The following is a 10530-nucleotide window of genomic DNA, read 5'->3' as shown; positions in this document are numbered from 1 at the left end:
GAGGACGACCTTGCCGGCGACCGTGCCGGACTCGGCCAGCCGCAGGGCGTCCGAGACGCGGGCGAGCGGGAGTTGGGCCGCGATCTGCGCGTTGACCTCACCGCGCTGGAGGGCCGCGAAGACCTGGGTCAGGTCGGCGCGCAGCTGAGCGCGGAACTTGTTCTTGCTCAGGGCCCGCCCGGCCCAGACGTTGAAGAAGTAGGCGTGGCGGCCGTTCGGCAGCGCGTTCCACACCCAGACCCGGCCCAGGATCTTGAGCACGGGCAGCTGCTTGGAGCCCTCGTCGTCACGGGTGGAGGCGCTGCCGTAGGAGACGAGGGTGCCGCCGGGGGCGAGGAGGTGCCAGGACCGGACGACGCTGGGGCCGCCGATGTGGTCGAAGACGGCGTCCACACCGCGCGGGGAGAGCTCGCGGACGCGGGCCGTGAGGTCCGGGGCGCGGTAGTCGATGGGGTCGACACCTTGCTCGCGGAGCGCGTCGTGGTGGCGCGGGGACGCCGTGCCGATCACGTGCACCCCTGCGGCGTGGGCGAGTTGGACCAGGACGGTGCCGACTCCGCCGTTCGCGCCGTGCACCAGGATCGTCTGGCCGGCGCGGACGCGGGCCTTGCGGTGCAGCATCTGCCAGGCGGTGATGCCGTTGACGACCACGGTCTCGGCCTCGGCCGCGCTGATCCCCTCGGGTACCGGCACCACGTCGGCCGCGTCGACCAGCACATGGCTGGCCCAGCCGCCGACCTTGACCAGCGCGGCCACCCGGGTGCCGGCCAGGCCGGGCTCGACGCCGGCGCCGGTGCTCTGGACGGTGCCGACCAGGTCGTAGCCGGGGACGAAGGGGAACGGAGGCTGGTCGTAGTACTTGCCGCGCCGCATCTGCTGCTCGGCGAAGGAGACCCCGGTCGCCTCCATCCGGATCACGACCTGGCCGGGGCCCGCGACGGGAACGGCTCCGTGCCGGACATCCAGGCCCTCCGGCTCCACCTTGCCCGGCAGGACCACCTCGACGAGTGCGTCGGTGGTGGTGTCCAGGTGGTTCGTGTTGTCCGTGTCGTCCGTGCTGTTCATGGTGGCCTCCACTGCGATCCGTTGCGAGCTAGGTGCCTTCGTGTTCGTTATAAGTTGTAACTCACGCGAGAGGGGGTCGTCAATAGCAATCGTGATAGCTTCTAACTGAAGCGTGAACATGTAGACGAGTGGGAGTGGAAGGCGGCCGGTCATGGCGGAAACGGGCACGAAGACCCCACGCGAGCGCTATCGCGACCAGGTACGCGCGGAGGTCAAGGAACACGCGCGGGAACAGATCGCCACGGCGGGCGCCTCCGCGCTCTCCCTCAACGCGATCGCCAAGCGGATGGGCATGAGCGGACCCGCCCTCTACCGGTACTTCGCCAGCCGCGACGACCTGATCACCGAACTCATCCGGGACGCCTACCGCAGCCTCGCCGACACCTTCCGCGCGGCCGCCGCCTCCGGCACCGACCTGCCCGGCCTGGCCCACGCCCTGCGCGGCTGGGCCCTCGACGACCCCCAGCGCTACTTCCTCATCTACGGCACACCCGTCCCCGGCTATCACGCGCCCGACGACATCACCGGCATCGCGTCCGAGATCATGGCGGCCCTGCTGGACGCGAGCACGGAGCTGCCCGCGGACGGTCCCGCGACACCGTTCGAGGTCGACCTGGGAGCACACCGACACTGGGCGGGAGACCACCCCGCCCCACCTGTGGCCCTCCGCCGCGCCCTGACCTTCTGGACCCGCCTGCACGGTGTCCTGTCCCTGGAACTCGCGGGCCACTTCACGGGCATGGGATTCGACCCGGAGTTGTTCTTCGACTCGGAACTGGCCGCCCTGACGGGGCGTGGGCCACGACAGCGGTGATCCGCTGCGCGCACCAGCGGGGCGGGGTTGGACGATCGTCATCCTCGGGGCGGCAAGCGCGGACGATGCGTCCGACGACAAACCCGCCCCCGACCTCCTTGGCAGGTCTCGACTCAACCCCCGATGTATGTCGTCTGTATGTCGTCACCGCCGAAGCCGTTGGTGAGCGGGCCGGATGCCTGCTCGGGTTCGGCTCGCAGTGTTCGATCCGGCCGCCCCGGTTCGTGCTCTGGCTGTCCAGGGCGAACCGGACGTTCCGGATGGCTTCACGCGCCGAGCGGCTTGGGGCACCCGGGGCCGGGCGGGTCTCCTGTCCTCGACGAGACTCCGGCCTGGTTCGTCGGACGCGTGGAGCGCCGGATCGACGGCGGCGACCATGTCGGGTTCCTGCTCGCCCCGGAGGCGGTGGAGAACGTCGAGGGTGGCCGCGCCGCGTTGCTGTCGCTGACAGACGCACTCGACATCGCCCCAGGACTCCGTGAACTGACCGTCGGAGCTGGGCTGTTGGCCGCCGGCGGCAGGCTGGTGAGGCGCGGGCGCAGCACCGCGGCCTCGGTCAGCCGGGCGCGCCGCCGCCACCCGGAGGCCGACGGAGCAGGTGCAGACAGACGACCGAGGCGATGACGGTCCGCCGTTCTGAGGCGTCCAGTCCGGGGTCGGTTTCGACGACGTACTGCTGCAACCCGAGCCATGCGTCGACGGTGCTCACCGTGACCCTGCCGAGAATCTCCGGCGCCGGAAGCTGTTCCGGGTCCGTCTCCGTGAGTTGCCATTCGATGGACGTGTAACCCCGCCAGGTGAGGAGGAGTTGGCGTCCCTGCTCCGTTCGTAGCCTCAACTGCCGTCTCTTGACGAGTCCACGGGCAACGGCGGTGCCGATCTCCCGGTCCGCGACATCGGTGAAGCGGAACCGCACCGGTCCGAACTGCCCATATGAGACACGCCTCTTGATACGGGCGATGAACTCTCCGGACGTCGCGGTGAGGAGGTAGTTGGTGTCGTCCGTGTGCATGACCAGGGCGAGCCGCGTCCCTTCCACAGTGGACACGGTCAGCGCGGGGCCCACGTAACGGCGCCACCGTGAACGCTTCGGCTGCCCCACCACGACGGCTTCCAGCTCGAACAGACCGGCGTCCGGCGTCGCTAGTTCTTCCCCCGCCACGGCTTCCCCCTCGACCGAGTACGTCCACCGTGACGGAGGACCTGTCCGAGGACACCGGCCTGGTATACGGTGCCGCGATGCCGAGGACGAGTCAGGAGACACGCGGGGATCGCCCTCTCTCCGGCGGTGATCGTCGGTACGCCATCACCGCCAGGGGACGCCGGCTCACGGTGGGCCGCGACGAGTTCTCCCGCTGCCGACCACTGGTGAAGGGCATCACGAAGCACCGGCACCGGCACCGGCACCGAGCGACTGAACGCCGTTGCAGCCTCACCCGCCATCCAGCCCGCCGCATACCGGAATTGGGACCCTCGGCGGCGCCCGAAACGGGGTCGTGGGCGCCTTCGCCAGACCCTCGTGCACCTTCCGGTGCGGTGTTGCGGTGCCGTCCGCTTCCCCGCACGCTTTCACCCTCCCGGCTCAGCCCAACTCGTCCATCAGGGCAGTGACATAGGCGTCCAACCGCTCCTCCACAGCCCGCGTCGTCAGCTCGCCCCTCCCCGCCTCCCGCCACGGCCGAGCCACCGGCTCCACACCGGCCGCGAACGCCAGCGCGTCCAGCAACCGCCAGTACAACCGCTCGTCCGCGGCCGCGGCCAGAACCCCGCCGGCCTCCTCATACGCCTCGGCGAACCGCGGACCCCAGGCCGGGCCGTGGAGCAGCGCGAGGTTGGTGGAGCAGTGCGCCACATCCAGGTCCGCCGGTCCCCAGGAGTTCTGTACCCAGTCGACGACGCCACTGATACGGAGAGCTGCGTCGTCGCGGGACAGCCCGTCGAACAGCACGTTGCCGGGCTGGAAGTCCCGGTGCAGGAACCGTCCTTTGTACCGGGGCGCGGGTTTGCGGATCACGTCGGTCGCCGCGGCCCATGCCACCGCGTCGGCGCCGTGCGGAGGGACGACGTCGTCGGCGGTCGTCCACGCCTTGTACTCCTGGGGCCGGTCGGCGGGGCGCAGCGCGTGGATCGCCACGAGTTGCCGGGCCAGCAGGGGGACCCGCGCCTCCAGTCCGTCGTCGGCGAGGACCGTCCGGCCCGGGAGATGTGTCATGAGGAGGGACGGGTACTCGCAGTGCGTGGCGGTCGCGTCGACCGCGACCGGTCCGGGAGCCGGTACGTCGGTTCCCGTCAGCAGGGCGAGGGCGTCGGCCTCGCGGTTCAGCAGGTCCTCGGCGTGTTCCACGAAGTACGGGTCGACGAAGGTCCGCAGCACCAGGTCACGGCAGCCTCCGTCCCGCGTACCGATGGTCAGCCGCCGCATCTCGGCGGTGATGCCACCGTGCAACTCCTCGATTCCGACGATCCGTTCGCCGACCTCCAGATGCCGGCCCGCCCAGGCCAGGGTCAACGGCCGTACGGACCCTGCCTCTTCGTGGCGCATCATCGCGCCACCCCCTCATCCTGTTGTGCTGTTCCTAGGGCAGCGGCAGCGACCGCAGGATGTGATGGACCATCGTTTCGATGACGACGTAGTCCGGGTCGCCTCCCGGCAGGAGGAGTGCCGGGTACGCGCTGCCCACGGTCTCCGGGTAGGCCGGTGACATGCGTGGTGCGGCGGATCCTTTCGCGTGCGGTCCGGCGTGCAGGTCGATGGTGATCATGTGTCCCCGGGTGGTGGGGTCGTTGCGAGGGGTGAAGGTCACGAACCGCTCGCCGACCAGGCTGGCTTCCTCCGTGGTCGTGTGGTAACTCCACAGTTTCCTCGGGTGGTTGAGGTCGTAGGCGTTCCAGTCACCGACGCCGGAATCCTCCGGACTGACCTCGAAGAGCATCAGCACACCGTCGGCCGAGATCAGAGCGCGTTCGGGCTTCTGGTCGCTGGCCTTGGCGGTGGCGAGTGGTTGAAGGTCGCCCGGGTCGAGTCGCTGGAGGGGCGGAAAGGTGTCCTCGGCCGTGTACGCGCTGCCCGAGCAGACGAGGTAGTCGCCGCCGGTGATGAGGTGCGGGCACTTCGTGCCGGAGGTGGTGGTCGCGAGCGCGTCGCCGTTACGGCCGTCGCGCGCCGTGACCTTCGAGGAGTCGGTCGTGTAGACGCGTCCGCCGAACGCGGCCGGGCTTTCGGAGCGGTCGGCGTCGACGGTCCGGTGCCACAGCGTCTTGCCGTCGGACGCCCGGTAGGCGCCGAGCGCGACCCTCGCCTCGCGGTCGAAACTGCTCCACGCGTCGAGCGCGTAGACGACTCCCTCCGCCGCGACGAACTGGGTGTACAGACGGTCGGCGGGCAGCCGGTGGGACCAAGCCGCCGTGCCGGTGCGGAGGTTCGCGGCGCGCAGGGTGCGGCCGCCGCTGGTCACCGCGCGTTCGTCGGCCTTGTCCACGACGAGTCCGAGGTTCTTGCCGGCGGTGGTCGTGGGAACGGTCCAACTGACCGCGCCGTCGGTCCTGGACCGCCCGACGAAACCGTCCGCGCCGGTGGCACACACGACCTGGTGGGCCGTGGCACCGCAGACCTGTACCCCCTCCGCGCCGGAGAGGTCCTTGGTCCAGGCACGCCATGAGTCCTGGCCGCCGTCGGACGTCCGCGCCGCGGCGGAGGCCGGCGCGGAGGAGCGCGGGGACGCGGTCGTCGTCGTATGCCCCGTCTCAGCGGACCGCGCGTCCCCGGAGCCCGCACAGCCGACCGCCGCCACCCCGAACAGGACCGCACCTATTACCCCGTGCGTCATGCGAACCTGTCGCATCAGCCACCCCCGTCGTGTAAAGCGCCCATGTTTCCAGACGCCGCGTTTCACGCACCACGTCAATTCGCACTCTGTCGTCGCATGCGACATGCGGCGGAGTGATGACCCGACCGGCTGGTCCTCGCGGCCGGACGGTGTGGCGGCACGGCAGGTGGGGCCGCGTTGGGGACACTCGCGGTCCGGCGCCGCACGGGTGGCGGGTTCCCTGTCTGGCTGGAGAAACGTGGTGCGACTTCCCCTGCTTCGGGCCGCCCTGGCGGTCTCGGTGCTCGTGGCGTCCGGAGCGGCCGCCGCCCCGGTCCGGGCCGACGGGACGTCCCGGCCCCGGGCCGTCGACGATCTCGCGCGGTACGTCAACCCGTTCGTCGGCACCGCCCCCGGCGGCCCCGACTTCGGCCACGGCGGCGGCGCGGGCAACACGTTCCCGGGCGCCTCGGCACCGCTCGGCGGGATGCAGTGGAGCCCCGACACCGTGACGTACCAGCACGGCGGCTACTCCTACGGCGACAACCGCATCCGCGGCTTCAGCCTCGCGCACATCTCCGGGGCCGGCTGCGCGGCCTACGGCAACGTCCCCTTCATGCCGACGCAGGAGACCGCGCCGCCCGAGTACGCCACGTTCTCGCACGCCAACGAGCAGGCGGCGCCCGGCAGTTACCACGTCACCTTCGACAACGGCATCGGCACCGACCTGACCACCACCCAGCGCTCGGGCATCGCCCGCTTCACCTACCCGGCGAGCGACACCCGCCCCGCCGCCGTGAGCATCGACGCGGCCAAGGCGTTCACCGCGGCCACCGGAACGGTCGACATCGGGACCGACACGCTCTCCGGGTACAGCGACAGCGGCGCTTTCTGCAAGTCCAAGAACCGCTACCGGCTCTACTTCCACGCCACCTTCGACCAACCCTTCGCCCAGGCCACCCACCCCGACGGCAAAGCGGGCGCGGCCATGGTCACCTTCGCCCCTGGCGTGCGCACGGTGACCGCCCGGGTCGGCGTCTCCTTCGTCGACGTCGAGGGTGCTCGCCGCAACGCGCTGACCGAGCAGAAGGCGCAGTCGTACGACACGATCCGGCAGGCCGTGCACGACGACTGGAACGGGTGGCTGAACCGCGTCACCGTCGGCGGCGGCACGGACGCCCAGCGCCGGGTCTTCTACACCGCGCTTTACCACGCCCTCCTGCACCCGAGCGTCATCAGCGACGCCGACGGCCGCTACACCGGCATGGACGGCCTCGTCCACCGCACCCGGGCCGGGCACGTCCAGTACGCGAACTTCTCCGGCTGGGACGTCTACCGCTGCCAGGTCCAGCTGCTGGCGCTGCTCGCCCCGCGCGAGGCCTCCGACATCGCGCAGTCCGTCCTCAACCAGGGCCTCCAAGCCGGGTACTTCGACCGCTGGACCCTCGCGAACGGCGGCAGCGGCGTCATGGTCGGCGACCCGCTGCCCGCCATCGCGTCCGCGATCCACGCCTTCGGCGGCACCGACTTCGACGCCGCCACCCTGCTGCGCACGGCTCTCGCGGACCGCCAGGACAACCGCCAGCGCCCCGGACACGAGCAGTACGACTCCCTCGGCTATGTCCCCGCCGCCACCAAGGGCGTCTGGGGCTCGGTCTCCACCACCCTCGAATACGCTGTCGCCGACTACGCGCTCGCCCAACTCGCCCACCGGCTCGGTGACTTGACGGCGTACGACACCCTGCTGCGGGCCTCCGGGAACTGGCGCAACCTCTTCAACCCCGCCACCGGCTACATCCAGCCTCGCGCCGCCGACGGCACCTGGCCGGCCTTCACCCCGGCCCAGAAGACGGAGTACGTGGAGGGCAACGCGGCCCAGTACACGTGGATGGTGCCGCAGGATCTGCCCGGACTGTTCGCGGCGATGGGCGGCGACGCCGCCGTCACCGCTCGCCTCGACACCTTCTTCACCAACCTCAACGCGGGCGCCGGTGAGCCGTACGCCTACCTCGGCAACGAGCCCTCGTTCGGGACCCCTTGGGCGTACACCTACGTCGGCCACGCCGACCGCGCCGGGGCCGTCACCCAGCGCGCCCTGTCCGCGCTGTTCACCGACGCCCCCGGCGGACTCGTCGGCAACGACGACCTCGGCGCCATGTCGTCCTGGGCGGTGTGGGCGAGCCTGGGCCTGTACCCCGAGGTCCCCGGCACCGCCCAACTCCTGCGCAGCGCACCGCTGTTCCCCACGGCCACCGTCCACCGGGGTGACGGCACCTCACTCACGGTCGGCTCCGCGTCACCCAGGCGCTCACTCCGGTAGCAGGCTGCGTACGGGCCGGGCCGCCGGTCCGGGCGCGGCCGTGACCTCGGTCGGCTTCAACGCGCCGTGCGGCCCGTCGCACTCCACCACCACGCGGACCGGCGCACCGCACCCGGTGTGCCGTACGTCGAGAACCGGCCCCTCGGGGTCGGCGGCGTACGTCTCGCCCCACTGCCGTAGCGCCATGAGAACCGGCCAGAGATCGCGGCCCTTGCTCGTCAGCCGGTACTCGTGCCGGGTCCGGCTCCCCGCCTGCTGGTAGGGCACCGTCGTCAGGATGCCGGCCGCCACCAGCTTGCGGAGCCGGTCGGCGAGCACCGCGTCCGAGAGCCCGATATGGCGCCGGAAGTCGTCGAAACGTCGGACCCTGACGAACGCGTCCCGCAGGATCAGCAGGGTCCACTTCTCGCCGACGAGATCGAGCGTGCTCTGGACCGGACAGTTCTCCGTGCTCACGTCGAGCCATTCCATGCGACCACCCTAGCCACCTGGCTCTGTCATTGACAGTCAGCTGCGGGCACATCTAGCTTCTTTTCAGGAAGCCAGCTGGGAGGTAGCACCGTATGGGACGGTCACGCACGTACGAGTGGGAGGACCCGGGGGTCTCGGCAGCCGCCGTAGGACAGTCCACGGGTCTGGAATTCCTGCGGGAACTGATCGGCGGGCGCCTGCCCGCGCCGCCCATCGGGGCCACTCTGAACTTCACGCTCGACGAGGTGGAGCACGGGCGCGCGGTGTTCTCACTGATACCGGGGGAGGAGCACTACAACCCCATCGGCAGCGTGCACGGCGGGGTCTACGCCACGCTGCTCGACTCCGCGGCCGGCTGCGCGGTGCAGTCCACGTTGCCGCAGGGCATGGGGTACACGTCGCTCGACCTGTCCGTGAAATTTCTGCGACCGATCACGGCCGACACCGGGCGCGTCCGTGCCGTAGGAACTGTGTTGAACGGCGGACGGCGTACCGCGCTCGCCCAGGCCGAACTGTTCGACGAGAAGGACCGGCTGCTCGCGCACGCCACGAGCAGCTGCCTGCTGTTTCCCGTCCCGGGTGTCTGATCCCGGAACGGCGGAAATCCGCCTGTCCCCCGCGCAGGCGGATCCGTACCGTCAACTCCCTTGATCCATACGGTCTCAGGCGCTGCCGGAACGCTGTGGATTCTGCCGGGCGCCGTGGCCGTGGTGGTATGGGGAGAAGTACGTACGTGCGTACGTGGACGTGACACACGCGGGATCGTGAGGGCGTATGACGGGCGGGCCGGCCGGGGCGTACGAACGGATGCTGGCGGTCGCGGTGGCGGCTCTGCATGAACGGGAACCCGAGCGGCTGTGGCCATTGGTCGCCGCGGCCCTGCCGGGGCTGTGCGGCGGCGAGGCGCTGATCTACAAACTCGGCGAGTGGACGGAGCGGACCGGGTCGATGGGGCTCTCGCCCGGCGCCGCGGCGCATCTCGGGCGGATCGACGCCATCGGGGACGAGTCGATGGCGGTGCTGCGCCGGGGTTACCCCTTCGCGGATCACTACGCCACGGCCGGCGCCGTCCGCCGGCCCGGGACCGCGCACCGGATGGCCGGGAGGGGGTGGGCGCGCAGCCGCACGGCGGGGACGATCAGCCGCTTGATGGACGCCGACCACGTCCTGGCGATACCCCTGCCCGGCACGGCCACCCCGGTGACCGGCTGCCTCGTCTACCGTGCCGGCGCCGACTTCACCGAGGACCATGTCCGGGCCGCCGAGCAGTTGCAGCCCCTGCTGGCCGGCGTAGAGCAGCAGCGACAACTCCTCGAACGGTTGCGCGCGACGACGGCGCCCCCCGAGGCGACAGCGGACTCCCGGCTCACCCCTCGGCAGGTCACCGTCCTGCTCCTGCTCGCCGATGCGCTCACGGCATCCGCGATCGCTCATCGACTGGGTATCTCCGTGCGTACCGTTCACAAGCATGTGGAGGGTCTGTACCGGAAGCTGGGGACACGGGATCGGGTGAGTACGGTGTTGCGGGCTCAGGAGATCGGGTTGTTGCCGCGGCGGGTGGGGCGTTGAGGGGTCTGGGCCGCTGTTTCGCCGGGCGCTCAACCGGGTGTTGTGGGAAGGGAGTTATCGGCGTCGGGGCCCTGGGTCGTCTCGTGGGTGCGGGGCGGTGGGGGCTGGTCGCGCAGTTCCCCGCGCCCCTGAAAGACCTGGCTTCGCCGGTCTCCGGGGGGTGCGCCTGCGCGGGGGCGTCGCATGTTGGCGCCTCGCGGGGTGCGCCCGTGCGGTGGAGTCGTATGTTGACGCACCCCCGCGCTCCCATGGGATCTGGCTGTGCCGGTCTCCGAGGGTGCGCCTGTGCGGTCGGTGGAGTCGTATGTTGACACCTGCCCTGGGCGCCTAAAGGACCACGTTGCGCCGGCCTCCGCGGGGCGCGCCCGTACGGGGGAGCCGCATGTTGGTACAGCCCCGGACCCCTGCGGAGCGCCGGGACGTGTCGTGGAGCACCAACCTCAATGTGTGCAGCCCGCTGACATCCGAGCCGGACGGGACACCGA

9 protein-coding genes and 1 pseudogene are annotated in these 10530 nt (G+C 70.8%); 5 read left to right on the top strand and 5 right to left on the bottom strand.

Annotation, left to right across the window (positions count from 1 at the left end):
• On the bottom strand, window positions 1-1065 hold a 1065-nt coding region (locus tag AC31A1_RS37590; protein WP_489657596.1), incomplete at its 3' end, for a medium chain dehydrogenase/reductase family protein.
• Window positions 1066-1216: 151 nt separating this feature from the next.
• Between AC31A1_RS37590 and AC31A1_RS37585 the strand changes: the two genes are divergently transcribed.
• Both AC31A1_RS37585 and AC31A1_RS37580 read left to right on the top strand, forming a co-directional pair.
• On the top strand, window positions 1217-1879 hold the full coding sequence (locus AC31A1_RS37585; RefSeq protein WP_489657595.1) for a TetR/AcrR family transcriptional regulator: 663 nt from the start codon (window positions 1217-1219) through the stop codon (window positions 1877-1879).
• Between the two features lie 65 nt (window positions 1880-1944).
• Window positions 1945-2503, top strand: a pseudogene (locus AC31A1_RS37580) (hypothetical protein).
• On the opposite strand, the gene AC31A1_RS37575 reads toward AC31A1_RS37580, so the two are convergent.
• The 3 genes from AC31A1_RS37575 to AC31A1_RS37565 all read right to left on the bottom strand — a co-directional run bounded on the left by AC31A1_RS37575 (window position 2436) and on the right by AC31A1_RS37565 (window position 5706).
• Window positions 2436-3041 carry a hypothetical protein gene (locus AC31A1_RS37575; protein ID WP_489657594.1) on the bottom strand — a complete coding sequence of 202 codons (606 nt, stop codon included), beginning with the start codon at window positions 3039-3041 and terminating at the stop codon, window positions 2436-2438. The pseudogene AC31A1_RS37580 and the gene AC31A1_RS37575 sit on opposite strands and share 68 nt — an antisense overlap.
• A gap of 420 nt (window positions 3042-3461) precedes the next feature.
• The gene (locus AC31A1_RS37570; protein ID WP_489657593.1) at window positions 3462-4424 is read right to left on the bottom strand and encodes a phosphotransferase family protein; all 963 of its coding nucleotides are present in this window, start codon (window positions 4422-4424) and stop codon (window positions 3462-3464) included.
• Window positions 4425-4455: 31 nt separating this feature from the next.
• A complete protein-coding gene (locus tag AC31A1_RS37565; RefSeq protein WP_489657592.1) occupies window positions 4456-5706 on the bottom strand; it encodes an outer membrane protein assembly factor BamB family protein in 1251 nt (416 codons plus the stop codon).
• A 241-nt stretch (window positions 5707-5947) separates the two neighbouring features.
• Here AC31A1_RS37565 and AC31A1_RS37560 point away from each other — a divergent pair, with 241 nt between their 5' ends.
• Window positions 5948-8005 carry a GH92 family glycosyl hydrolase gene (locus tag AC31A1_RS37560; RefSeq protein ID WP_489657591.1) on the top strand — a complete coding sequence of 686 codons (2058 nt, stop codon included), beginning with the start codon at window positions 5948-5950 and terminating at the stop codon, window positions 8003-8005.
• Here AC31A1_RS37560 and AC31A1_RS37555 read toward each other — a convergent pair.
• Window positions 7994-8476: a winged helix-turn-helix transcriptional regulator gene (locus tag AC31A1_RS37555; RefSeq protein ID WP_489657590.1), complete on the bottom strand. Its 483-nt coding sequence runs from the start codon at window positions 8474-8476 to the stop codon at window positions 7994-7996. The genes AC31A1_RS37560 and AC31A1_RS37555 overlap by 12 nt on opposite strands.
• A 92-nt stretch (window positions 8477-8568) precedes the next feature.
• On the opposite strand from AC31A1_RS37555, the gene AC31A1_RS37550 reads away from it, so the two are divergent.
• Together AC31A1_RS37550 and AC31A1_RS37545 are read left to right on the top strand one after the other, a co-directional pair.
• A complete protein-coding gene (locus AC31A1_RS37550) occupies window positions 8569-9063 on the top strand; it encodes a PaaI family thioesterase (protein ID WP_489657589.1) in 495 nt (164 codons plus the stop codon).
• Window positions 9064-9250: 187 nt separating this feature from the next.
• Complete coding sequence (locus AC31A1_RS37545; protein WP_489657588.1) at window positions 9251-10045, top strand: helix-turn-helix transcriptional regulator; 795 nt, start codon at window positions 9251-9253, stop codon at window positions 10043-10045.
• Window positions 10046-10530: the final 485 nt, after the last annotated feature.

Source organism: Streptomyces sp. P5F9 (assembly GCF_057961495.1).
The sequence above is the reverse complement of the archived record's forward strand: the minus strand, read 5'-3'. Positions and strand labels throughout refer to the sequence as shown.

What these genes read in the sequence shown, in the direction of transcription:
- AC31A1_RS37555 (WP_489657590.1), bottom strand. Translation starts at nt 8,476, where the DNA reads ATGGAATGGCTCGACGTGAGCACGGAGAACTGTCCGGTCCAGAGCACG.
- AC31A1_RS37585 (WP_489657595.1), top strand. Translation starts at nt 1,217, where the DNA reads ATGGCGGAAACGGGCACGAAGACCCCACGCGAGCGCTATCGCGACCAG.
- AC31A1_RS37550 (WP_489657589.1), top strand. Translation starts at nt 8,569, where the DNA reads ATGGGACGGTCACGCACGTACGAGTGGGAGGACCCGGGGGTCTCGGCA.
- AC31A1_RS37570 (WP_489657593.1), bottom strand. Translation starts at nt 4,424, where the DNA reads ATGATGCGCCACGAAGAGGCAGGGTCCGTACGGCCGTTGACCCTGGCC.
- AC31A1_RS37565 (WP_489657592.1), bottom strand. Translation starts at nt 5,706, where the DNA reads ATGACGCACGGGGTAATAGGTGCGGTCCTGTTCGGGGTGGCGGCGGTC.
- AC31A1_RS37545 (WP_489657588.1), top strand. Translation starts at nt 9,251, where the DNA reads ATGACGGGCGGGCCGGCCGGGGCGTACGAACGGATGCTGGCGGTCGCG.